The sequence below is a fragment of the Microbacterium gallinarum genome (assembly GCF_014837165.1).
Lineage (GTDB): Bacteria > Actinomycetota > Actinomycetes > Actinomycetales > Microbacteriaceae > Microbacterium > Microbacterium gallinarum.
This window is the reverse complement of record NZ_JACSPM010000001.1, coordinates 1270598-1292577: the sequence shown is the minus strand read 5'-3', so window position 1 is coordinate 1292577 and position 21980 is coordinate 1270598. Positions and strand designations below refer to the sequence as shown.

The window sequence follows — 21980 nt, the reverse complement described above, 5'->3', positions numbered from 1 at the left end:
TGCTGCTACGCGTCGACGTTCGACAGCTGGCGACCGCTCAGCTCTTCGATCAGGTCATCGCCGGGGCGCACCTCATCGAAGGGCGCGTCGATCTCAGCGCGGTCGAGGAGCTCCGTCATGCGGCGACGGCGCTGACGGGTGATCAGCGTGACGACGGTGCCCGAGCGCCCGGCACGGCCGGTGCGGCCCGAGCGGTGCAGGTACGTCTTGTACTCGTCGGGAGCGTCGGCCTGCACCACGAGGTCGATGTCGTCGACATGGATGCCGCGTGCCGCGACGTCCGTGGCGACCAGCACCTGCACCCGGCCCGACGTCAGTCGCTCCAGGTTGCGCGTGCGCTTGGCCTGATTGAGGTCGCCGTGCAGGGCGAGCGCGCGGATGCCCGCGTCGTCGAACTGCTCGGCGAGCATCTCGGCGTACGCGCGCGTCCGGGCGAAGACGAGGGTCTTGCCCTCGCGCTCGACGAGCGACTCGAGGATCTCGGCCTTGTCGCGGTGCTCGATGACCAGCACGCGGTGATCGATGGTGCCGGAGTCCTGATCCTCGCCCGCCACTTCGTAGACGGCAGGCTCGACGAGGAACTCGTCGACCAGCGCCGCGACCTCTCGGTCGAGCGTCGCCGAGAAGAGCAGCTTCTGGCTGCCGTCGGCCGTATGACGCAGGATGCGCTGAACCGGCTCGAGGAAGCCCAGCTCGCACATGTGGTCGGCCTCGTCGAGCACCGCGATGCGGATCTCCGACAGGTCGAGCTTGCCCTGATTCACGAGGTCCTCGATGCGCCCCGGGGTGCCGATGATGATGTCCACGCCCTTCTTGAGCGCACCGACCTGGCGACCCTGCGGCACACCGCCGTAGATCTGCGTGGTGAAGAGGCCGACGCTGCGGGCGATCGGCTGGATCGTGCGGTCGATCTGCAGCGCGAGCTCGCGCGTGGGGGCGAGGATGAGCGCCTTCGGCGCGCGGCCGAACTCACGACGCTGACCCGCCTGCGAGCGCAGGACGCTCTCGACGAGCGGAGCGCCGAACGCGATCGTCTTGCCCGAGCCGGTGCGGCCGCGCGCGAGCACGTCCTTGCCCTCGAGGATCGGCGTGATCGTGGCGGCCTGGATCGGGAACGGCGTCGCCGCACCGAGGTCGGCGAGCGTGCGGACGATGTTGTCGCCGAGACCCAGGTCTGTGAACGTCACATCGGCGACCTCGCCGGCCTGCACGGCCTCGGCCTGCAGGCGCTCGTGCACGACGTCGACGTGCGCTTCGTGCGCGGCCGTGCGGGCGGGCGCATTCCAATCCGACCGAGCCGGACGGGCATCGCGACGCGGACGGTCGTCGTACGAGCGAGCCGGACGGTCGTCACGGCGCGGACGGTCGTCGTAGGCGCGCTTCGGCCGGTCCTCGAACGAACGGGCCGGACGGTCATCGTAGGCGCGCTTCGGCCGGTCCTCGAACGAACGGGCCGGACGGTCGTCGTAGGCGCGCTTCGGCCGGTCCTCGAACGAACGGGCCGGACGGTCGTCACGGCGCGGGCGGTCATCGTACGAGCGGGCCGGACGGTCATCACGGCGCGGACGGTCATCGTACGAGCGAGCCGGACGGTCGTCACGGCGGTACGACGGGCGGGCGTCGCCGAACGAGCGGCGGTCATCGCGGTCGACGCGGTCGAGGTAGGCGGGGCGTCCGCTGCGGTCATCGCGATGCGGACGGTCGTCGTTCGAACGGGGCGGACGGTCCTCGAACGAACGCTTCGGCCGGTCGTCGAACGAACGCTTCGGCCGGTCCTCGAACGAACGCTTCGGCCGGTCGTCGAACGAACGCTTCGGCCGGTCATCGAACGAACGGGCCGGACGGTCGTCGCGGCGAGCGCGGTCGTCACGACCGGCGCCCGAGTGGGTGCGGATGCCGCGTGCCTGGTCGCGGCCCGCGCGCTCCTGGGCAGACCAGCGGCGCTTGGGCGCAGCATCCGTCGACTCCTCGGGGCGATAGCCCCGATGGCTCGGGCTCTTGCTGCCGGGCTTGCCGGCGGAGGCGTCACCCGGGCGACGCTTGCGGTCCTGGAAGCTCGTCTTGGCCCCGTAGCGCGGCTCGAAGTTCTTGGCGGGGCGGCCGCCTGCCGGCTTCTTGCTCTTGGGCATGGTGGTGTCCTTCTGGGTTGTTCCGTGAGAACAGCGCTCCTGAAGATCGCACGCGTGCGATGCCGCTCTGGCGGCGTGGAGTAACCCGGACTGTCGTCGGCCGGGGGCCATTCGATTGATGGTCGTCGAGACGGAATCGTCTCCACCATCGGCCCCTTGGACTCACAAACCCATCCGCGCGCACTGCGCGGTGTCCAGAGCCGACCCGTCGAGAATATCGGACGCGTCTGAGAACTCGCCGGTGGTAAAACCACACACCTTGCAGGTTCTCATGTACAGGGCGTTATCATATGCCCAGCGGTTCATTCGCGATCTGGGGATCAAGTCCGCGTTAGCGCGACGATCTCCGAGGCGTACGGCTTGGGGGGTCGGCGTGTTCGGAGTATCGGCGCACATAGAGAACGTGAGTACGTTGACCCTCCTCGCACCGCCCGAGCGCTCAAGCGCCATACCGACCGCCGGGGTGCTCTCCGCACGGGAGCACCCGCCGCATAGCGCGCACCACTTCAGCCGTGGTGCGATCACCGCGCTCGTCGCCGGCGTGCTCGTCGCCGTGCTCACCACCCGCGATCCGCTGTGGTGGCAGCTGCACTTCTCGCAGCTCGGCACGTTCGACGACTTCTCCGCCCACGTCTTCAACTCCACCGCGATCATCGCCGGCTTCCTGCTCGCCACCTACGGCGTCGTCGTCGTCACCGTCCTCCCCCGGTCCACCCACCGCGTGGTGTCGCGGGCCTTCCGCACGGCGGTGATCTCGGCCGGCCTGCACCTCACGGTCGTCGGCCTCATCCCCCTCACCGTCAGCACCGAGCTGCACGACCTCGCCGCGGCCGGCCTCGGCCTCTCGCTCCTCGCCATCGTGGCGTGGAGCCTCGGCATCCCCGGCTTCACCCGCGTGTTCCGCGTGGCCTCGAGCGGCTGCGTCGCCCTGCTCGCCTCGGGAATGGTCCTGCTCACGTCCGGTGTCATCACCCTCGCCTGCTTCGAGTTCTTCGGGTTCGCGTCGGTCGGCGCGTGGCTGATCGTGCTGCCGCGCGTGCTCGCCGCGTGCACGCACCCCGCCGAGGACTCCCTGTTCACCCAGGCCGCCGCGACGGTGTCCGCCGATCGTGTGGAATGGACGACATGGCAGAATCCGCGGCCCACCCCATCACCGTCGCGATCGAACGCCGGATCGACCCGTCCCGCGCCGTCGAGGCGACCAGCTGGATGCAGGCCGGCACAGATCTCGCGACCGGTTTCGCGGGGTTCCTCGGCTCGGGCTGGGTCAGGGCCGGCGAGGGGAGCGACCTCTGGTACATGCTCTACCGCTTCCGCGACATCCCGACCCTCGAAGCGTGGGAGCAGTCGCCCCAGCGCGAGTGGTGGCTCGACTCGGGCCGCGCATTCGCGAGTGAGGTCCGCGTCGAGCGCCGCACCGGCATCGAGGGCTGGTTCGATGCTTCCTTCGCGACTCACGTCGAGCGCCCTGAATCGGGACAGCGATCGGATGCCGCAGCCGCGACCGGCCCGATCCAGCAGCCGATCCCCGCAGCACCGCCCCGGTGGAAGCAGGCCGTCGCCATCTGGCTCGGCTTCTTCCCCACGAACCTGCTCGCCTCGTGGCTGCTCGGCTTCGTCCCCGGCTTCGGCGACTGGCCTCTCGTCGCACGCGTCCTCCTCGCGACCCTGCTGCTGACGCCGATCATGACCTACCTCGTGCTGCCCTGGGTCACGCGCCTGCTGCGCCCGTGGCTGCACCGCGCCGGCTGACACTCCGCGACCGGCACCGCCTCGCGACATCCCCCGCGCGCGTAGCGACGACGCGGCATCCCGCCGTCCTACACTGACGCCATGACCTCGCCACGTACGGCGGCCGCAGTCGACGGCCCCGGTCCGGTCCCCACTCGGCGCACCGAGTCCGAGGCGGTCTACCTCGCCCTCGGCGCCGGCGGCCTCGGCGCGCTCTACGGCCTCGTCGTGGCGCTCGTCGCCCCCTCGCTCAGCCTCGCGGACGACGATCCGTTCGCGCTCTGGGCGGCCGGCGGGTCAGCGGTCGTCGCCGCGGTCGTCTCGGCCGCCGGATACTGGCGCACGCGCAATCAGCCGGGTCAGGAGTGGCGACGCACCCTGCCCTCGTGGAAGTTCACGGTCAACACGATCTCGGTCGTGATCGTGCACACGGTGCTCGCATTCCTCGCGACGTACGCGCTGTACCGTGTGCTCGCCCTCGGGTTCATCGGGCTGCCGGTCATCGTGTTCTGGGCCGTCGTGCTCATGACGGTCACCCTCGGCCTGACGGCGTACATCGCGTACTTGTCGGTGTCGCGCATGACGACGCAGCGCATGTCGTCGCTGCTCATGGCGTTCATCGTGATCGGAACGCTCACCGCGATGGTGACCACACCGGACCCGCAGTGGTGGATGGTGCACTTCAGCCAGCTCGGAACCTTCGACAACCTGTCGAGCTGGGTCTTCAACGGCACGCTCATCGCCGGCGGACTGCTCGTGACGACGTTCGCGGTCTACATCGCCAACGACATGAGCGCCCTCACCGAAGCGGGCGTTCTCACCCACCCCCACGGGGCGAAGGTCGTGCCGGCGCTGTTCGTCGTGATGGGCGTGATGCTCGCGTGCGTCGGCATCTTCCCCGTCGACGTGAACCTCGCCCTCCACAACCTGTCAGCCTCGGGCATGGCGGCGATGTTCCTGGTGCTGCTCATCAGCGGGCCGATTCTGCTGAGAGGGATGCCGCGCACCTACTTCGTCTCGTCGTGGGCATTCCTCGGGGCGACGCTGCTGTCGGTGATCCTGTTCGTGCCCGCAGTGGGCTACTTCTCGCTGACCGCGTTCGAGATCATCGTGTTCGCGCTGATCTTCGGATGGATCGCCGTCTTCATCCGCTTCCTCGGCGTCGCCGGCCAACGCGACTGATCCCGGCGCCACCCGCACCGGGTGGCGCCCCGGGTCACTCCTCGCGGTGCTGGTCGGCGTCGTCCTCGGAGTGCCCGTCCTCGGAGTGCCCGTCGGCGGGGTGTCCGTCGGCGGGGTGCTCGGCGTTCTCCGTGGTCTCGACCGAATCGGCCTCGGGCTGCCTGCCGTCCTCTACGGGCTCGGCCACCGGCTCGGCGTCGTCGGATGCGGCATCCGATCCGCTCTCGATGTCGGAGTACGCGTCCGCAGCCGGGACCGCCTCGGTGTCGGAGTCCGCGTCCGCAGCCGATTCCTCCTCGGTGTCAGCTGCCGGCCCCCCGGTCTCGCCGACCGGCTCCTCCTCGGCGACAGGCGCGTCGACCTCTGCGCCATCGTCCTCCACGGGCTCGGTCTCGACCACGGGCTCGGTCTCGACCGCGGGCACGGTATCGCCGACGGGCTCGGTCTCGACCGCGGGCTCGGCCTCTGCAGACGTCGCCTCCGCTGCCTCGGACTCCTCGTCAGCGACGGGCTCCTCCGCCACGACCACCGGGGCCGCAGCGCCGACGGCCAGCGCACGCCGCTCGCGGCGCGTCATCGCCGCAGCGCCCGCGGGTGCTCCGACGAGCGCGGGGCTCGCGGCATCCGCTCCGCCCGTCGACGACCCGGTCGACGCGACACTCTCCCCGTCACCGCGACGGCGGGCGAGGCGGCGCTCCTTGGCGCCCTCGACGAGGTTGTAGAGCGTGGGCAGCACGAGCAGCGTGAGCACGGTCGACGACACCAGGCCACCGATCACGACGATGGCGAGCGGCTGCGAGATGAACCCGCCCTGACCCGTGATTCCCATGGCCATGGGGGTCAGCGCGAAGATCGTCGCGAGGGCCGTCATGAGGATCGGCCGCAGACGGCGCGACCCGCCCGCGACCGTCGCATCGTGGGCCGAGAGGCCCTTCTCGCGGTACTGGTTCACGAGGTCGACGAGCACGATGGCGTTCGTCACGACGATGCCGATCAGCATCAGCACACCGATGAGCGAGGCGACGCCGAGCGGCACGCCCGTGATGATCTGGAGCAGGATCGCGCCGGTGGCCGCGAACGGCACCGAGATCAGCAGCAGCAGCGGCTGGCGGAGCGACTTGAACGTCGCGACCATCACGATGTAGACGATCAGGATCGCGGCGAGCAGGGCGAGGCCGAGCTGCGAGAAGGCGTCCTGCTGCTGCGTGACCACGCCCCCGAGCGACGCGTCGGCCGACGCGGGAAGATCGGCGTCCTCGAGCGCGAGCGTCACGCTCGCTGACGCCGTCGCGAGGTCGTCCGTGGACGGCGTCACGGTGACGGTCGCAGTGCGCTGGCCGCGCTGGGTCGTGATCGACGTGGGGCCGACGCTCTCCTCGACGGTCGCGACCTGCTCGAGCGGGATCGGGCCGCGCGCGCTCGGTACCGTGAGCTGCCGCAGCTCCTCGAGCGAGGCGGGGGTCGCCGAGGCCGCGAGGTAGACCGTGAGCGCCGTGTCGTCGATCTCGACGGTGCCGATGCGCTGCGGCTGCATCGTGTTCGACACGAGCGCGCCGACGGCGACCTCCGACAGGCCGAGCTCCGCCGCGGCGTCGCGGTCGACGGTCACGGCGATGTACGGCAGCGACGCGGCGAGGTTGCTCGAGACCTGCCCGACGCCATCCTCGCCCTCGACGGCCGCGACGACGGCGTCCGCCGCCTCGGTGAGCGTCTCGGAGTCGGGCGCCGTGACATCGATCTCGATGTCGTTCGATCCGAAGCCGCCCTGCGCGGTCGAGACGGTGATCTGGCCGGCGTCCTCGAGGTCGGCGACGGCTTCCTGCACCTCCTGGCGCAGCGCGACCTGGTCGACGGCAGGGTCGGTCGTGATCGAGTACGTGATGCCGGTGCCGCCGCCCGCGAACGCGTCGCGCAGCGCCGAGCCGCTCGAGCCGATCGACACCTGCACGGTCTCGATGCCGTCGATGCCGAGGAGCACCTCTTCGACCTCCGCGGCCGCGGCGCTCTCGGCGTCGAGGCTCGGAGCGGGGCCGATGTCCTGCGTCATCGTGAAGGTGTTCTGGCCGGAGTCGCCGAGGAAGTTCGTCTTCATGAACGGCGCGGCCGCCGCTGTGCCCACGAGCACGAGCACGGCGAGGAGCAGCGTCACCCACGAGTGCTTGAGCGTCCAGCGCAGGATCGGCAGGTACGACTTCTGCAGTCGGCTCGGCGGCGCGGCAGGGTCCTCGGGGTCGATCGCCGCGCCCTGCTCGTCGAGGATCGGCTTGCCGGGCTTGAGGAACCAGTACGCCAGCACGGGCACGATCGTCAGGGCGACCAGCAGCGAGGCCGTCATCGCGATCGTCACGGTCAGGGCGAACGGCCGGAACAGCTCGCCGGTGACGTCGCCGACGAACGCGATCGGCACGAACACGGCGACCGTCGTGATGGTCGACGCGGTGATCGCCGCGGCGACCTCGCGCACCGCGCGGCGGATCGCGTCGCCCTTGTCGGCGTCGCCGACGTAGTGGCGCTTGATGTTCTCGATGACGACGATCGAGTCGTCCACAACGCGTCCGATCGCGATCGTGAGGGCGCCGAGCGTCAGGATGTTGAGCGAGTACCCGAACGCCTGGATGCCGACGAAGGTGATGAGCACGCTCGTCGGGATCGAGATCGCCGCGACCAGCGTCGACCGCACCGAGAGCAGGAACACGAAGATCACCAGCACGGCGAAGACGAGGCCGAGCAGGCCCTCCTTCGCGAGCGTGTCGATGGATTCCTGGATGTAGGGGGCCTGATCGAAGACGACCGTGAACTCCGCGCCGCCGAGGGTCTCCTCGAGCTCGGGCAGCACGGCGAGCACGCCACGCGAGACATCGACGGTGTTGGCAGCGGGCAGCTTGGTGACGGCGATCGTCAGCGCCGGCTCGCCGTCCACGCGCGAGATGCTCGTGATCGGATCCTGCTCCTGCGCAACGGCGGCGACTCCGCCGATCGTCGTCACGCCTGCCGCGATCTGCTCTGCGTTCGCCGGCACGAGCGGCAGCGCGGCGATCTCGTCGACCGTGGTGATCTTCGAGCCGGTCTGCACGGTGAGCGTCTCGCCGTCCTCGGTGATCTCGCCGCCGGGGAAGAGCACGCCGTTCTGCTCGAGGGCGTCGCGGATCGCCTGCTGGCTGAAGCCCGCCTCGGCGAGCGCGGCCGCGTCGGGCGTGATGGTGACGCGCTCGCCCACGCCGCCCACGACCTGGGCGGCGTTGACGCCGGCGACGTCTTCGAGCTCGGGCACGATCGACGCCTCGAGCTGGGCCTGGATCGACTCGGCGTCGTCGAACCCGCTCACCGCGAGGGCGATCACCGGGAAGTCGTCGATGCTCGCGCTCAGCACATTCGGCTCGACGCCCTCGGGCAGCTGGCCCTTGATGCGGTTGATCGCCTGCGTCATCTTCTGCTCGGCGGTCGCAAGGTCGGTGCCGTACGAGAACGACGCCTGGATCACCGACGCGTTCGTCGTGCTCGTCGCCGTGCTGGCCTCGAGCCCCGGGACACCCTGGATGGCGGTCTCGATCGGGCTGGAGACGTCGGTCGCGACGACCTCGGGCGATGCACCGGGGTAGGACGAGACGACGATCAGCCCCGGGAACTCGATCGAGGGGATGAGCTCCTGCTTGAGGTTCACGAGCGCGAGGCTGCCGAAGATCGCGGCGACGATCGTGATCAGTGCGATCAGGGCACGGTTCTTGAGACTGAGGACGGCGAGATTCGACACGGATGCCTTCGCGGGAATGGGGACGCGACGATGCGCGCCGGAACGTGACGGATACGGGAATGTATCGGATCAAGTATCTCACCCGCGTCCGAGCCCGCGGCCTGAGCATCCGCCGTCAAACGGCGCCCGCGGCGGCGGCGATCCACAGCCCCGCGCCGACACCCGCGGCGGCCGCGGCGACGCACAGGACGAGCGTGCCGAAGAGGTCGGCCGCGGCATCCCGCCACCGCCCTCGTTCGGCCAGCAGCACGGAGTCCACGGAGACGGCGCTGAAGGTCGTGTACCCACCCAGCAGTCCGGTGCCGAGCACCACCGCGAGCTGCGGCGCGACGAGCGTGCCGAGCCCGGTCAGCAGGCCGAGTGCGAGCGAGCCCGTGATGTTGACCACCAGGATCCCGAGCGGGAACCCGCCTCGCCCGCGGGTGCCGATCACGCGGTCGAGCACGTAGCGCAGGCCCGCCCCCGCCCCTCCGGCGACGGCGACGACCAGCAGCTCCAGCCAGCGGCTCATTCGGCTTCCCCCGGCTCGGGGACGGCGGCCGGGCGTCCGGCCAGCCCACGGCCCGCGAGGAGTCCGGCGAAGGCGGCGAGTGCGCCGAGGAGGACGGATGCCGCGGCCAGCGCCAGCGCCGCCCACGGCGCGGCCAGCCACCCGGCGGTCTGCACGGCGAGCGCGCTGTAGGTGGTGAATCCGCCGAGCACCCCTGTGCCCAGGAAGGGGCGGGCATGCGGATGCCGCTCGGCGAGCACGCCGACCACCACCCCGAGCAGGAACGACCCGACGACGTTGACCGCGAGCGTCAGCCACGGGACGGCCGCGGCGTCGTCGACCGGGGCCAGCAGGACCGCCCGAGCGAACACCCCCAGCGCACCGCCGACCACGACGTAGCCGAGAGTGCGCAGGTCGACGGGCTGCCGGCGCGAGGTCATCCTCACACGCTAGCGGCGATCAGCCCCTCGACCGGAGCCGCGGCACGCGGTTCAGCGCCGCCCTCGGATGAGCGCCAGGATCGCCGACTCCGGTGAGATCGACAGGTCGAGCAACTGGCCGTCGCGGTACCGGACGAAGACACGGGGGTCGATGTACGAGCCGCGGGCCACGGACGGCGTGTTGCCGAGCGCCTCGGCCGTGGCGCGCACCGCGAGACTCTCGGCGCGCTTGCGTTCGGTCGCGGTGTCGACGGTGCCGATGCGGGCGAGTGCCTCCGCGGCGAGGATCGTGCCCCGCAGCGTGCGGAAGTCCTTCGCCGTGAACCGCCCGCCGGTCAGCGAGCGGACGTAGTCGTTCACCTCGCTCGGCGTGAGCGCCACGCGCCGGCGTCCGCGCTCCCACGAGAGAAGCGCCGAGCGCGGGCGGCCCGCCGCGAGGATCTCGACGGCCGCGGCGAGGTCGCCGTCGTCGACCTCGAGGTACTGTCGCTTGCCGCTCTTGCCGGGGAAGGAGAGCGTGACGACGGATGCCTCGACCGAGGCATCCCGCCGCTGCAATGTGGTCAGCCCGCGGCTGCCGTGCGCGTTGAGATACCGCTCGGAGCCGATGCGCGGGGCGGCCTGGTCGAGCAGGCGGAACGCCACCGCCAGCACGCGTTCCCGGTCGAGCGCGCTGCGACGCAGCGACGTGGTCACCCGCGCACGAGCGCGGGGCAGGGTCTGTGCGAGCTGCAGCGCTCGGGCGTACTTCCGCTTGTCGCGACCGGCCGTCCATTCCGGATGGTAGATGTACTGACGTCGACCGGCGTCGTCGGTGCCGACGGCCTGGATGTGACCGTCGGGTCGGACGCAGATCCAGACGTCCTCCCACGCCGGCGGGATGACGAGCGCGCGGATGCGCTCCAGGTGCCCATCCGGACAGGCCGCGCCCTTGGCGTCGACGTAGCGGAAGCCCGAGCCTGCGCGCCGCCGGGTGTATCCGGGGTCCTGGAAGGGGCGCACGCGCATCAGCTTCGGCATCCGTCACCTTTCTTCTGTTCCCGGCGGCTGCGCCCCCGAGCGCGTGTCAGTGGTTGCGCAGCATGTCGATGAGCTGGGCCTTCTTCTTTCCCGAGTATCCCGTGATCCCGAGTTCCTTGGCCCGTCTGCGCAGGTCGTCGACCGTCCAGTCGTCGTACGAACCCGACTCCCCGCCGCGTTCGCCGATCTTCTTGCGCCCGTCGCGCGCGGCGGCGTTCGAGATGCGCGCGGCTTTCTCCTTGGACGCCCCGTCATCGCGCAGCTCCTCGTAGAGCTCCGGATCCTTGAGGCTGGCAGAACCGCGTCCGCGAGGCATGGCTCCTCCTCGATGGTGATGGGATGGTGACGCCACGGTAGAGCCCGCCAGGGCAGAGGGGCGCGGGCTTGACAGCACGCCCTTGCCCGCCTACTGCTCACCCCGCACACCCGGGTATCACCGCGGACAAGGGGCCGTCAAGCCCTTGTCGACGTGGAATCCCGGGTGCCACTGTGGTGTGACTGCCCGAAAGGCATCCGATGCGCAGACCCCGCGCACCGACGAAGGAGAAGGAGAACCTCCATGAACCTCGCCCTGATCATCATCATCGTCGTCGCAGTCGTGCTGGCGATCGTCGGAGGCCTGAACAGCGCCCTGAGCTGGCTGCTGTGGGTCGCCCTGATCGTCGGTGTGATCGCTCTCATCGCGTTCCTGTTCCGAGTAATCGGCGGCAGCCGACGCGTCTGACCTTCCGGATCCATCTCTCCGGAAACCACGGATGCCGCAGCCCATCGGGCTGCGGCATCCGTGTTTCTGCTCTAGAGGTTCGCGTCGGCGTAGACGCGCAGGGTGTCCCGCACGAACTCCGCGCCGGCCGTGCCTCCCGCGCTCGTCGCATAGTTCGCGCCGAATCGCGGGTCGGCCACGTACATCTCACCCAGCCCGATCACGTAGGCCTTGACGTCGCCGCCGGGCACCGCGGCGGGCGTGCCGGGGATGCCGGTCAGCCACTCCACGTGCCGACGTGCGACGGCCTGCGCCTCGTCGCTCTCGGGTGCGATGCCGCTCTCGGCGGCTGCGATCCAGTCGCGACCGAGGTCTGACACGCGCTGCTGCCACGCCTTCTTGTCGTCGGCGCTCATGCCGCGCCACCAGCGGTCGCTGTCGGCGTAGGCCTTCTCGCCCCAGCGCTGCTCGACCTCGTCCTTGTACTGGGTGTGGTCGAAGCCGTCGAACATGTTCTCTGCCATCAGTCGTTCACCTCCTTTCAACGCGGTGATGGTGGTCTCGACCGCTGCCACCTGTCGTGTCAGCCGGTCCTGTTCCTGCCGGAGCCACGCGAGGTGGCTCTCGAGGGCGTGCGCCTCGGACGACTCTCGGCCGAGGACATCCGCGATCTGCGGAAGCCCGAGGCCGAGGTCCCGCAGCAGCAGGATGCGCTGCAGGCGCACGAGCGCGGCCTGGTCGTAGTAGCGGTAGCCGTTGGCGCCGACGCGCGACGCGGGAAGCAGCCCGATGTCGCCGTAGTGCCGCAGCGTGCGGCTCGTCGTGCCGGCGAGCTTCGCGATCTGCTGTATCGACCACTCGTCCTCGTTCATGTCCACCACGCTAGAGGTTGACGTCACGTCAAGGTCAAGCCACCTGCGAGAACGAATCTTGACAATCTCGCGATATATCGTGTTACTCTCGCTAGACGCGATATATCGCGACCATCCCTGATACCCCTGGAGAACACCATGACCCTGGAAAAGTGGATCATCCACCCGGGCGAGACGCGCGTCATCGACCTGGAGACGGTCAGCCGCCTCAAGGTCGGCCTGGTCGGCGGCCAGATCGACGTCATCGCCCACGACGAGCCCGGTGCCCGCATCGAGGTGCACGGCGTCACCATCAAGGACCTCCGCATCGAGGTCGTCGGCGACCAGGTCGAGATCGACCACCCGCAGCTGCGGTGGGACAACTTCCTCGAGGTCTTCCGCAACTTCGGCGACGGCGGCCCCAAGGCCGAGATCAGCGTCGCAGTCCCCCGCTCGGTGGCACTGACGCTCGGCGTCGTGAGCGCGAGCGCCCTCGTGTCGGGACTTCACACCGACACGCGCCTCAACACCGTATCCGGCGACATCATCGTCGACGGGCTCACCGGCGACCTCACCGTCAATGCCGTCTCGGGCGACGTGCAGGTGCGCGAGCTGGTCGGCTCGCTCAGCGCCAACAGCGTCTCGGGCGACGTGGCGGCCACCGGCTCACTGCGCAAGGCGACCGTCGACACCGTCTCGGGGTCGATGCTGATCGACTCGACGGGAGAGCTCCACGCCGCGAACCTCAACACGGTCAGCGGCGCCTCGACCGTCCGCCTCGATGAGGGCTACCCCGCCAACTTCGTGGTGCGCAGCGTCAGCGGTCGCGTGCAGATCGACGGCGTCGTCCGCTCGGGCAAGGGCACGGGTCCCACGACCAACTTCTCGGGATCCGTCGGCGAGCTCAGCGGCAACTTCGCCGATGTGCGAGCCAACTCCGTCTCGGGTGATGTCACGGTGCTCCGCCGGTCCTCCGCACCGGCCGCGCCGGCCGCCCCGACCGGCCCCGCGGTCGAGTCCGCGGACGAGACGACTGAGGAGAAGTGGTGATGAGCCCCGTCTTCTCCCATGGCGACCTGCGCCTGTACCTGCTGAACCTCCTCGACGAAGGACCCCGGCATGGCTACGACATCATGCAGGCGCTGTCCGACCGCACCGGCGGCACGTACACGCCCAGCGCAGGCACGATCTACCCTCGCCTCGCCAAGCTCGAAGAGGAGGGACTCGTGACCAAGTCGATCGACGGCCGCAAGACGGTGTACGCGATCACCGAGGCCGGGCATGCCGAAGTGCAGTCCCGCGCGGGCGACCTCGAGGGCATCGAGGCCGGCCTCGCCGACTCGGTCCGCCTGATCGCTGAAGAGGTGCGCGGGAGCGTGCGCGAGGCGATGAAGAGCCTGCGAGCCGATCTCGCCGCCGCGAGCGCCGACGAGCGTCAGAGCGCGCCGCAGCCGACCGAGAGCGACGACCCGCGCGTGCTCACGCGGGAACAGCTTCATCGGGCGGATGCCGCGATCAGCGAGTTCCGCGCACGGCTGCGCAGCGACCTCCGGTCGCACGTCGCCCGCGGCGGCGTCCTGGCTGCGACGTTCGTGGACGAACTCGCGGACGACCTCGACCGCATCGCGCGCGACGTCACCCGCACGCTCAACGGCTGACCTGGGGACCGTCTCGCTGCGCTCGTTCGTCGAGCGGGCGCAGCGAGACCCCGGTCGGAGCGGCTTACGGCCCCGGCCAGATGTCCTCGTCGTCGGCCACGGGCTCTCCGAGAGGCACGACGAGGATGCTGCGGTGCTGCCGATGCGCGAGACGCGCGGCCACCGAGCCGGTGAAGAACTCGCGGATCGACTCGCCGAGCCCGCGCTTGCGCGTCCCGACGACGATGAGCTTGGCGTCGATCTTCTCGGCCAGGTGCTTGATCGCCATGGCAGGGTCGCCGACGAGCTGCTGGATGCTCCAGTCGACGTCATGTCCGGCGAGGAATGCAGTCACCGTCTCGGTGACCTTGGCAAGCTCGCCCTCACCTGCGGCGATGTTGAGGTCGATCGGCGCGGAGTGGACATAACCGTCGGGGTCTTCGTACGTGACGAACCGCGTGACGTCGACATGCACGACGAGAAGCGGAGCGCCGAGCAGCCTCGCATAGCGCGCTCCCTCGCCCAGCACGCGGGTGGACTGGTCGGGGACGACCCCCACGATGACCGCGCCCATCACCGCCTCGTTCGACGGGGCGGTTTCCGCCCGGTCCGATGCCTCATCCGTCATGCGTCCTCGCTTCCTCGCGCGCCGATGCCGCAACAGCGCCGGAGCCCGCCGGGGTGTGGAGGCTCCGTGTTATCCTGAATGCTACTCTTACCGGCCTCGAGCCGGCGTCGTTGCGGCGGGCCGACAGATTGCCCGCGACTCACAAATGAGGGGGTCTCGCATGGGGCGTGGCCGTCAGAAGGCGAAGCACACCAAGATCGCCCGCGAACTCAAGTACGACGTGCACAGCGTCAACTACGGGGCGCTCGAGCGCGAGCTCGGACACCCGTCCGACGACCAGTACGTCGACAAGTGGGCGGATCAGTACTCCGACGAGTACGAAGACGAGAAGGCGTAGCCGTACGCGCTTCTCCGGCTCCCCCTGAGCGGATGCCTCACCACGTGCCGTGACGGCGCTCCCAGTCATCTTCGACGGTGTGCTTGCGCGCCGCGACGACCCCCGCCGGGATCGCGGCCGCGACCACCGCGGCGAGGATGAGGAGCGGCACCGTCCATGAGCCGGTGACATCGTGGATCAGGCCGATGCCGAACGGGAACAGTGCCGCGATCGCGTAGCCGACGCTCTGCACGAACCCGCTCAGCGCGACGGCTCCCTCGTGGGTGCGCGTACGCAGCCCGAGCAGCACCAGGGTCATCGGGAACAGCAGGGGCGCGAGCCCGAGCAGCCCGACCCACAGCCACGGCGCCGCCGTCGGCGCGAAGAGCAGGCCCGCGATGCCGGCGAGCCCGGTGCCCACGGCGACGCCGAACAGGGCGCGGGTCGCATTCCAGCGCGTCACCAGCAGCGGCACGGTGAGCGACGCCGGCAGGCCCATGAAGGCGAAGAGCGCGAGGAGCACTCCCGCGACCGCCGGAGTGACGCCCGCGATATCGACGAGAATCGTGGGCAGCCAGACGAACGAGGTGTAGGCCAGCGTGCTCGACACGGCGAAGCCGACCGTCAGCGCCCAGGCGAGCGGGACGCGCCACATGCGTCCCAGCACGCCCGGCGGTGGCTGCTCGATGTCGTCATCGCTCGCAGCGGCATGCTGTCGCAGCGCGAGGCCGATCCAGGGGACCAGCGCCACGACTGCGAAGACGGCCCAGAGTCCCAGCGAGACGCGCCAGCCCGCGGCATCCGCCACCGGAACGGCGAAGAGCGGGGGAACGAAGGTCGACACGGCCATGGTGGTGGAGAACACCGTCGTCATGAGGCCGATGCGATCGGGGAAGTAGCGCTTGACGAGCGGCGGCAAGAGGATGTTGCCGCTGCCGACCGCCGCGAAGATGAGCGCGGTCCCCGCCAGCAGCAGGCCGGAGTTCGGCGCGAGGGCGCGCGCGATCAGCCCGAGCGCGACCACCACCATCGCTGCCACCGCCAGGCGCTCGAGGCCGAACCTGCGCTCGAGCGCGGGTGTCAGCAGCCCGAACACCGCGTAGCAGACGGGCGGCGCGGTTCCGATGAGCCCGATCACCGCGGCCGGCACGTCGTACTCGGCTGAGATGTGGTCGAACAGCGGCGAGAGCGAGGCGACGGCCGAGCGCAACGAGAACGCGAAGAGCACGATGCCGACGAGGGCGAGTGCACGCCCGCGCCAGAGCGGACGGGCAGGGGAACTCACCGGTCAAGCCTACGTGCCGCCGGATGCCCCGGCCGCGCGTGTGTCAGGACTCCTGGGAGCCCTCGACCCACGCCAGGTACTCCTCGGTCACCGTTCCGGTGACGTACCGCCCGTCGAAGCAGCTCATGTCGAGGTCGTCGACGTCGGAGCCCTCGAGGATCGCCGCCTTCAGGTCTTCGACCTCCTGGTAGACCATGTAGTCGGCGCCGAGCTCCTCGGCGATCTCGGGGATCGTGCGGCCGTGCGCGACGAGCTCATGGCGCGACGGCATGTTGATTCCGTAGACGTGGGGGTACCGCACGGGAGGGGCCGCCGACGCGAAGGTGACGCTCTTGGCTCCGGCATCCCGCGCCATCTGGATGATCTGCTTCGACGTCGTACCGCGCACGATCGAGTCATCGATCAGCAGCACGTTCTTGCCCTTGAACTCGCTCGACATCGCGTTGAGCTTCTGGCGCACGCTCTTCTTGCGGGCCGCCTGTCCCGGCATGATGAACGTCCGGCCCACGTAGCGGTTCTTGTAGAAGCCCTCGCGGTACTCGATGCCGAGCTTGCGCGCGACCTGCATCGCGGCGGGCCGCGACGAGTCGGGGATGGGCATCACGACGTCGATCGCCCCCGGGGGAGTGTACTTGGCGATCGTGTCGGCCAGGCGATCACCCATGCGCAGCCGAGCCTCGTAGACGGAGATGCCGTTCATGATGGAGTCGGGCCGCGCGAGGTACACGTACTCGAACGAGCACGGCACCAGCTTCGGGTCGACCGCGCACTGCTGGGTGTGCAGGTGACCGTCGAGGTCGACGAACACCGCCTCGCCGGGGTCGACGTCGCGCACGACCTCGAACTCGCCGTTCTCCAGGACGAGCGACTCGCTCGTGACGACCCACTCGTAGCTGCCGTCGTCGTTCTTGCGCGTGCCGAGGATGAGGGGCCGGATGCCGTACGGGTCGCGGAACGCGAGCAGTCCGTGACCGGCGATGAGCGCGATGGCGGCATACGACCCCTCGACGCGCTCGTGCACGCGGGTCACGGCCTGGAAGATCTGCTCCGGCTCGAGCTCGACGCCCGAGATCGAGCTCTGCAGCTCGTTGGCGAGCACGTTCACGAGCAGCTCGGTGTCGGACGACGTGTTGAGGTGCCGGCGGTCCTTATGGAAGAGCTCGTCGGTGAGCTCTCGGGTGTTCGTGAGATTGCCGTTGTGCACGAGGACGATGCCGTACGGCGCGTTCACGTAGAACGGCTGGGCCTCCTCCTCGCTCGACGCCGTGCCCTTCGTCGCGTAGCGCACGTGACCGAGACCGAGGTTGCCGAGGAGCGCGCGCATGTCGCGCGTGCGGAACGCCTCGCGCACCTGGCCCTTCTCCTTGTGCACGTGGAAGACGCCGTTGGTCTCGGCGGTGGCGATGCCCGTGGAGTCCTGACCTCGATGCTGCAGCAGGAGGAGTGAGTCGTAGATCTCCTGATTGACCGAGCCGCGGCCCACCATCCCGACGATTCCGCACATGGGGTGTTACTTCGCTCCGTTGTTCTCGCTGTATGCGCCGACGAGACGCACCGCGCCGCCGTCGACGCCTTTCGCGCCCTGCTCGAACTCGCCGTCCGGCCGGCTGCCGTCGCGCACGACGCCCACCTGCCAGGTCGCGATGCCTCCGGCGGTGAGAGCGGATGCTGCCGCCTCCGCCTTCTCGGCCGACACGACGGCCAGGAACCCGATGCCGAGGTTCCAGGTGCCCTCGGTGGACTCCAGATCGAGGTCGCCGAGGTCGGCCAGCACGCGGAAGACAGGCGGCGGCGACCAGGTCGAGCGGTCGACCTCGACCCACGTGCCCTGCGGGAGCACACGCGCCAGGTTCGCGGCGATGCCGCCGCCGGTGACGTGGCTGAGGGCATGGACGGCGTCGCCGGTCTCGGCGATGAGGCGCAGGAGGGGCTGGGTGTAGAGGCGCGTGGGCTCCAGCAGCGCCTCGCCCCACGTGACGTGCGAGCCGAGGTCGGCGGCGCGGTCGCCGTACTGGATGCCGGCGCCGGCGACGATGTGGCGCACGAGCGAGTAGCCGTTGGAGTGCAGGCCCGAGCTGGCGAGCGCGAGCACGACGTCGCCGTCGCGCACACGGTCGGCCCCGAGCACGCCGGCCGCCTCGACGACGCCGGTCGCGGCGCCCGCGACGTCGTAGTCGTTGATGCCGAGCAGTCCCGGGTGCTCGGCCGTCTCTCCGCCGACGAGGGCGGTGCCGGTCTCGTGGCAGCCGGCGGCGATGCCGCGGACGATGTCGGCGATGCGCTCGGGGAAGACCTTGCCGCACGCGATGTAGTCGGTCATGAAGAGCGGCTTCGCGCCCACCACGACGATGTCGTCGACGACCATGCCGACCAGGTCGAGCCCGATCGTGTCGTGCTTGTCGATCGCCTGCGCGATCGCGACCTTGGTGCCGACGCCGTCGGTGCTCGTCGCGAGCAGCGGCTTGTCGTACGCCGTGAAGGCCGAAGCGTCGAAGAGCCCGGCGAAGCCGCCGACCCCGCCGAGCACCTCGGGTCCGTGCGTGCGGCGGACGGCCGACTTCATCAGCTCGACGGCGAGGTCGCCGGCGGCGGTGTCGACTCCGGCGGCCGCGTACGGGTTCACCGGCGTGGAAGAGGGGGCATCGGGCGAAGAGGAGGCCACGCCTCCAGCCTACCGGCGCGACGGCGAGGCGGATGCCGCGTGACCGCGGCGGCTGCCACCTCCGTCGAGTGTCCACGGAAGCGCCGTAACCCGGGTCGACCAGGCGGCATCCGTGGACACTCGACGGGGTTGAGTACCTGTGGATCGGCGGGCTCGATGGGAGTGGCCGGTTCTAGAATGGCGGCATGGGCGGCACCGGTGCTCCGGAGTGGCTGATCCGCGAAGACGCCGGTCAGCCCGTCCTTCTCGCGCTCTATCTGCGACAGGTGCTGGGCATCCGCTCCCCTGACGAGCTGCCGCAGCTGCGCGGCATCCCTCCCCGCGTGAACGAGCGGTCCGAAGAGGCCCAGGCCCTCCTCGAACGCCAGTGGCGCGAGTACTGGGCGATGACGGTCGAGCCGCAGGCGCATCCGTCTCCCGTGCCGCTCGACCTCGTCGATGGGTTCGACACGCTCCTCGCGCTGCCGTCGGAGGGCTGCGACGAGCTGCGCGCCGCCGTCGCGCCGCACGCGGCGGGGGCGCTGGCGTTCACGCAGTCCGCACATGCTCGCTATCGGCGCGACGCGAGCCCCGGCACCGGAACGTCGTACCGGGCGTACGCGAGCGCGATCGCCGAGCACGAGCGTCAGGTCGGACGACGCGCCCACTCGTTCGAACTCAACGTGCAGGTGCTGCCGCTGACTCAGCGCGGCGTGTGGTGGATCGGTTCGCTGACGATCGCCGTCACCGACGGCCTGCGCGGCGACGTCGCGGCATTCGACGCCGCCATCCACCCGATCATCGCCGAGCTGGCCTGAGGCGCGGCGAGCTGAAGCGGGCGTCGACAGGGGGCCGGCCGGCGTCAGGAGGCGGGACGATCCTCGTCGACCTGCACCGACTCGTGGTCGACCGTGACCTCGCGCGTGCGCTTGCTCGAACGGCGGTCGAACCAGAGCGCGACGAAGCCGGCGAGCGCGAGCCCGACGGGGATGCAGACGAGGAGCAGGAAGCCGAACACCTGGCCCTGCGAGTAGACGAGCCCGGTGTTCGGGCTCTTCTCGGCGGAGCCGTCGAACGCGAACGTGAGGATCATCGCGACCACCACGCCGAGCGCGGCGCCGGCGAGCAGGAAGACCGAGATCTTCGGTGCGCGGCGGACGCGCACGGTCTCGATGTGGTCTTCGACGTGATCCGGCATGCCTCCATTGTCCCACTCCTGGCGAGCGGCGGCACCGGCCGGTCTCAGGGGCGCAGCGGGAGCAGGTCGGAGATGTCGGCGCGAGTGCCGGATGCGAGGATGCGGCCCTGGGCCGCGGCATCCGTCCACAGCTCTTGTCCGGTTGCGAGCGCGATCCACGTGGCGGAATCGGTCTCGACGACGTTCGGCGGCGTCCCGCGGGTGTGGCGCGGACCCTCGACGACCTGCACCGCACCGAACGGCGGCACGCGAACCTCGACCGAGTTGCCCGGCGCCTTCTCCGCCAGCAGCTGCAGCAGGTAGCGCACGGCGGTCGCGAGGTCGGTGCGGGAGGGGAGGGATGCCTCGCCCGCCGCATGCACGGCTTCGAGGGCGGTTCGTCCCTCGTCGGTCGTGATCCTTCGCGGCATGAGTCAACGCTACGCCGCGCGGAGCACGGTCGGGGCGGCCACGCCGCCGCGTCCGGTTCCCGCGTGACGGCCCATTCCGGTCCCACCGTCGGGAAACGCCGTGCCCGTCGCTCGCTCGCACAGCGGCGCCGACCGCGGGTCGCCTGACTGCGGATCGCCGAAACGCAGCAGATCGCCCTCGGTAGGCTGGTCGCGTGAAGATCCTCGTACTCGGCTCGGGCGCGCGCGAGCACGCCATCATCCTCGCCCTGCGCTCGGAAGACACGGCGCACGAGATCTTCGCGGCTCCGGGCAACGCCGGCATCGCGCAGGACGCCGAGGTCGTGGCGCTCGACGCGAACGATCCCGCCGCCGTCACCGTCTTCGCGAACGGGAACGCCATCGACCTCGTCGTGATCGGCCCCGAGGCTCCGCTCGTCGCCGGCGTCGCCGACGCCCTGCGCGAGCGAGGCATCCCGGTGTTCGGGCCCGGCAAGGCCGCGGCGCAGCTCGAGGGCTCCAAGGCGTTCGCCAAGCGCATCATGGACGCCGCGGGCGTCCCCACCGGGCGCGCGCTGCGGGCCACGAACCGCGCCGAGCTCGAGGGCGCGCTCGACGAGCTCGGATCCCCATACGTCGTGAAGGCCGACGGCCTGGCTGCGGGCAAGGGCGTCATCGTCACCGAGGACCGCGCCGCGGCGATCGAGCACGCCGACGCCTACCTCCCGTCCGGACCGGTGCTCGTCGAGGAGTTCCTCTCCGGGCCCGAGGTGTCGCTGTTCTTCCTGAGCGACGGCGACCACGTGCTTCCGCTCAGCCCCGCCCAGGACTACAAGCGCCTGCTCGACGCCGACGCCGGCCCCAACACCGGCGGCATGGGCGCATACTCGCCGCTGCCGTGGCTGTCGGAGCGCTTCGGCGGCGAGGACGAGTTCGTCGACCTCGTCACACGCGAGGTGGCCGAGCCGGTCATCCGCCGGCTCGACGCCGAGGGCACGCCGTTCATCGGCCTCCTCTACGCCGGGCTCATCCTCACCGATGCCGGCGTGAAGGTCATCGAGTTCAATGCGCGCTTCGGCGACCCCGAGACGCAGGTCGTGCTGCCCCGGCTCGTCGACCCGCTGTCGGAGCTGCTGCTGGCCGCGGCATCCGGCAATCTCGAGAGCCGCCCCCGGCCTGCCTTCGCCGACGCGGTCGCCGTGACCGTGGTGCTGGCGAGCGAGGGATATCCGCAGTCACCCGTGACCGGCCGCCCGTTGAGCGGATTGGATGCCGCGGCCGCCGTCGAGGGCGTCCACCTCGCTCACGCGGCCACGGCCGAGACCGATGGCCGCGTCGTCGCGACAGGCGGGCGCGTGCTGAACGTGGTCGGACTGGGAACGACGTTCACCGAGGCGCGCGGCCGCGTCTACCGGTCGATCGCCGAGATCGGGCTCGAGGGCGGGCAGCATCGCACCGACATCGCGGCCCGCGTCGTCGAGGACTGACGGTTCGACCGCGGCGTTCCGCGGCCTTCCGCCGCCCTGCAGCGCAATTCGGCGCGGCTGAACCGGAGGCCTGACGATTCACCCCGGCGCGGCTGGAGCAAC

22 protein-coding genes are annotated in these 21980 nt (G+C 70.3%); 8 read left to right on the top strand and 14 right to left on the bottom strand.

Translation table 11 applies throughout. From position 1 onward, the window contains the following. Positions 1-5: 5 nt before the first annotated feature. Together H9622_RS06020 and H9622_RS06015 are read right to left on the bottom strand one after the other, a co-directional pair. Positions 6-2129 (bottom strand): DEAD/DEAH box helicase, encoded by a 2124-nt coding sequence (locus H9622_RS06020; RefSeq protein WP_191765170.1) that lies wholly within the window; start codon positions 2127-2129, stop codon positions 6-8. A gap of 675 nt (positions 2130-2804) precedes the next feature. Continuing rightward, positions 2805-3209: a resolvase gene (locus H9622_RS06015; protein ID WP_318247043.1), complete on the bottom strand. Its 405-nt coding sequence runs from the start codon at positions 3207-3209 to the stop codon at positions 2805-2807. A 36-nt stretch (positions 3210-3245) separates the two neighbouring features. On the opposite strand from H9622_RS06015, the gene H9622_RS06010 reads away from it, so the two are divergent. Then, positions 3246-3881 (top strand): antibiotic biosynthesis monooxygenase, encoded by a 636-nt coding sequence (locus tag H9622_RS06010; protein WP_191765168.1) that lies wholly within the window; start codon positions 3246-3248, stop codon positions 3879-3881. A gap of 81 nt (positions 3882-3962) precedes the next feature. Beyond that, complete coding sequence (locus tag H9622_RS06005) at positions 3963-5042, top strand: DUF998 domain-containing protein (RefSeq protein ID WP_191765166.1); 1080 nt, start codon at positions 3963-3965, stop codon at positions 5040-5042. A gap of 34 nt (positions 5043-5076) precedes the next feature. Here the strand turns inward: H9622_RS06005 and H9622_RS06000 are convergent, their stop codons facing one another. The 5 genes from H9622_RS06000 to H9622_RS05980 form a co-directional block, all read right to left on the bottom strand. Then, complete coding sequence (locus H9622_RS06000; RefSeq protein ID WP_191765164.1) at positions 5077-8793, bottom strand: efflux RND transporter permease subunit; 3717 nt, start codon at positions 8791-8793, stop codon at positions 5077-5079. Positions 8794-8908: 115 nt separating this feature from the next. Next, a complete protein-coding gene (locus H9622_RS05995) occupies positions 8909-9304 on the bottom strand; it encodes a fluoride efflux transporter FluC (RefSeq protein ID WP_191765162.1) in 396 nt (131 codons plus the stop codon). Further along, the gene (locus tag H9622_RS05990; protein ID WP_191765160.1) at positions 9301-9723 is read right to left on the bottom strand and encodes a fluoride efflux transporter FluC; all 423 of its coding nucleotides are present in this window, start codon (positions 9721-9723) and stop codon (positions 9301-9303) included. The genes H9622_RS05995 and H9622_RS05990 overlap by 4 nt, the downstream gene beginning before the upstream one ends. 51 nt (positions 9724-9774) lie before the next feature. Next, entirely contained in the window at positions 9775-10743 is a 969-nt protein-coding gene (locus tag H9622_RS05985) for a DNA topoisomerase IB (RefSeq protein ID WP_191765158.1), read from the bottom strand. Between the two features lie 46 nt (positions 10744-10789). Next, a complete protein-coding gene (locus H9622_RS05980) occupies positions 10790-11059 on the bottom strand; it encodes a DUF7218 family protein (RefSeq protein ID WP_191765155.1) in 270 nt (89 codons plus the stop codon). Between the two features lie 243 nt (positions 11060-11302). On the opposite strand from H9622_RS05980, the gene H9622_RS05975 reads away from it, so the two are divergent. Further along, positions 11303-11467, top strand: a complete 165-nt coding sequence (locus H9622_RS05975; protein ID WP_191765153.1) for a hypothetical protein — start codon at positions 11303-11305, stop codon at positions 11465-11467. A 71-nt stretch (positions 11468-11538) separates the two neighbouring features. Here the strand turns inward: H9622_RS05975 and H9622_RS05970 are convergent, their stop codons facing one another. Then, positions 11539-12318 carry a MerR family transcriptional regulator gene (locus tag H9622_RS05970; RefSeq protein WP_191765151.1) on the bottom strand — a complete coding sequence of 260 codons (780 nt, stop codon included), beginning with the start codon at positions 12316-12318 and terminating at the stop codon, positions 11539-11541. 138 nt (positions 12319-12456) lie between these two features. On the opposite strand from H9622_RS05970, the gene H9622_RS05965 reads away from it, so the two are divergent. Together H9622_RS05965 and H9622_RS05960 are read left to right on the top strand one after the other, a co-directional pair. Next, the gene (locus H9622_RS05965; RefSeq protein ID WP_191765149.1) at positions 12457-13347 is read left to right on the top strand and encodes a DUF4097 family beta strand repeat-containing protein; all 891 of its coding nucleotides are present in this window, start codon (positions 12457-12459) and stop codon (positions 13345-13347) included. Beyond that, the gene (locus tag H9622_RS05960; protein ID WP_191765147.1) at positions 13347-13955 is read left to right on the top strand and encodes a PadR family transcriptional regulator; all 609 of its coding nucleotides are present in this window, start codon (positions 13347-13349) and stop codon (positions 13953-13955) included. Before H9622_RS05965 ends, H9622_RS05960 begins: the two co-directional genes overlap by 1 nt. 64 nt (positions 13956-14019) lie before the next feature. Here H9622_RS05960 and H9622_RS05955 read toward each other — a convergent pair whose 3' ends face one another. Then, the gene (locus H9622_RS05955) at positions 14020-14562 is read right to left on the bottom strand and encodes a universal stress protein (RefSeq protein ID WP_191765145.1); all 543 of its coding nucleotides are present in this window, start codon (positions 14560-14562) and stop codon (positions 14020-14022) included. A 160-nt stretch (positions 14563-14722) separates the two neighbouring features. Between H9622_RS05955 and H9622_RS05950 the strand changes: the two genes are divergently transcribed. Further along, positions 14723-14899, top strand: a complete 177-nt coding sequence (locus H9622_RS05950) for a DUF3073 family protein (RefSeq protein WP_191765143.1) — start codon at positions 14723-14725, stop codon at positions 14897-14899. 37 nt (positions 14900-14936) lie between these two features. On the opposite strand, the gene H9622_RS05945 is transcribed toward H9622_RS05950, so the two are convergent. From H9622_RS05945 to purM, 3 genes are read right to left on the bottom strand one after another with little or no spacing between them, the layout of a single operon-like run. After that, the gene (locus tag H9622_RS05945) at positions 14937-16163 is read right to left on the bottom strand and encodes an MFS transporter (protein ID WP_191765141.1); all 1227 of its coding nucleotides are present in this window, start codon (positions 16161-16163) and stop codon (positions 14937-14939) included. 43 nt (positions 16164-16206) lie between these two features. Continuing rightward, a complete protein-coding gene (gene purF / locus H9622_RS05940; protein ID WP_191765139.1) occupies positions 16207-17667 on the bottom strand; it encodes an amidophosphoribosyltransferase in 1461 nt (486 codons plus the stop codon). 6 nt (positions 17668-17673) lie between these two features. Continuing rightward, the gene (gene purM / locus H9622_RS05935) at positions 17674-18825 is read right to left on the bottom strand and encodes a phosphoribosylformylglycinamidine cyclo-ligase (RefSeq protein ID WP_191765138.1); all 1152 of its coding nucleotides are present in this window, start codon (positions 18823-18825) and stop codon (positions 17674-17676) included. A 185-nt stretch (positions 18826-19010) separates the two neighbouring features. Here purM and H9622_RS05930 point away from each other — a divergent pair, with 185 nt between their 5' ends. Further along, positions 19011-19622 (top strand): zinc-binding alcohol dehydrogenase, encoded by a 612-nt coding sequence (locus H9622_RS05930; RefSeq protein WP_191765136.1) that lies wholly within the window; start codon positions 19011-19013, stop codon positions 19620-19622. A 44-nt stretch (positions 19623-19666) separates the two neighbouring features. Here H9622_RS05930 and H9622_RS05925 read toward each other — a convergent pair whose 3' ends face one another. Together H9622_RS05925 and H9622_RS05920 are read right to left on the bottom strand one after the other, a co-directional pair. Then, on the bottom strand, positions 19667-20002 hold the full coding sequence (locus tag H9622_RS05925; RefSeq protein ID WP_191765134.1) for a potassium transporter Trk: 336 nt from the start codon (positions 20000-20002) through the stop codon (positions 19667-19669). 44 nt (positions 20003-20046) lie between these two features. Further along, on the bottom strand, positions 20047-20412 hold the full coding sequence (locus H9622_RS05920) for a sterol carrier family protein (RefSeq protein ID WP_191765132.1): 366 nt from the start codon (positions 20410-20412) through the stop codon (positions 20047-20049). 194 nt (positions 20413-20606) lie between these two features. Here H9622_RS05920 and purD point away from each other — a divergent pair, with 194 nt between their 5' ends. After that, entirely contained in the window at positions 20607-21878 is a 1272-nt protein-coding gene (gene purD, locus H9622_RS05915) for a phosphoribosylamine--glycine ligase (RefSeq protein WP_191765130.1), read from the top strand. Positions 21879-21980: the final 102 nt, after the last annotated feature.

Bases quoted from the DNA above. Each gene is read 5' to 3' on its own strand.
- H9622_RS06020 (WP_191765170.1), bottom strand. From the start codon at position 2,129: ATGCCCAAGAGCAAGAAGCCGGCAGGCGGCCGCCCCGCCAAGAACTTC.
- H9622_RS06010 (WP_191765168.1), top strand. From the start codon at position 3,246: ATGGACGACATGGCAGAATCCGCGGCCCACCCCATCACCGTCGCGATC.
- H9622_RS06005 (WP_191765166.1), top strand. From the start codon at position 3,963: ATGACCTCGCCACGTACGGCGGCCGCAGTCGACGGCCCCGGTCCGGTC.
- H9622_RS05995 (WP_191765162.1), bottom strand. From the start codon at position 9,304: ATGAGCCGCTGGCTGGAGCTGCTGGTCGTCGCCGTCGCCGGAGGGGCG.
- H9622_RS05990 (WP_191765160.1), bottom strand. From the start codon at position 9,723: ATGACCTCGCGCCGGCAGCCCGTCGACCTGCGCACTCTCGGCTACGTC.
- H9622_RS05985 (WP_191765158.1), bottom strand. From the start codon at position 10,743: ATGCCGAAGCTGATGCGCGTGCGCCCCTTCCAGGACCCCGGATACACC.
- H9622_RS05980 (WP_191765155.1), bottom strand. From the start codon at position 11,059: ATGCCTCGCGGACGCGGTTCTGCCAGCCTCAAGGATCCGGAGCTCTAC.
- H9622_RS05975 (WP_191765153.1), top strand. From the start codon at position 11,303: ATGAACCTCGCCCTGATCATCATCATCGTCGTCGCAGTCGTGCTGGCG.
- H9622_RS05970 (WP_191765151.1), bottom strand. From the start codon at position 12,318: ATGAACGAGGACGAGTGGTCGATACAGCAGATCGCGAAGCTCGCCGGC.
- H9622_RS05965 (WP_191765149.1), top strand. From the start codon at position 12,457: ATGACCCTGGAAAAGTGGATCATCCACCCGGGCGAGACGCGCGTCATC.
- H9622_RS05960 (WP_191765147.1), top strand. From the start codon at position 13,347: ATGAGCCCCGTCTTCTCCCATGGCGACCTGCGCCTGTACCTGCTGAAC.
- H9622_RS05955 (WP_191765145.1), bottom strand. From the start codon at position 14,562: ATGACGGATGAGGCATCGGACCGGGCGGAAACCGCCCCGTCGAACGAG.
- H9622_RS05950 (WP_191765143.1), top strand. From the start codon at position 14,723: ATGGGGCGTGGCCGTCAGAAGGCGAAGCACACCAAGATCGCCCGCGAA.
- purF (WP_191765139.1), bottom strand. From the start codon at position 17,667: ATGTGCGGAATCGTCGGGATGGTGGGCCGCGGCTCGGTCAATCAGGAG.
- H9622_RS05930 (WP_191765136.1), top strand. From the start codon at position 19,011: ATGGGCGGCACCGGTGCTCCGGAGTGGCTGATCCGCGAAGACGCCGGT.
- H9622_RS05925 (WP_191765134.1), bottom strand. From the start codon at position 20,002: ATGCCGGATCACGTCGAAGACCACATCGAGACCGTGCGCGTCCGCCGC.
- H9622_RS05920 (WP_191765132.1), bottom strand. From the start codon at position 20,412: ATGCCGCGAAGGATCACGACCGACGAGGGACGAACCGCCCTCGAAGCC.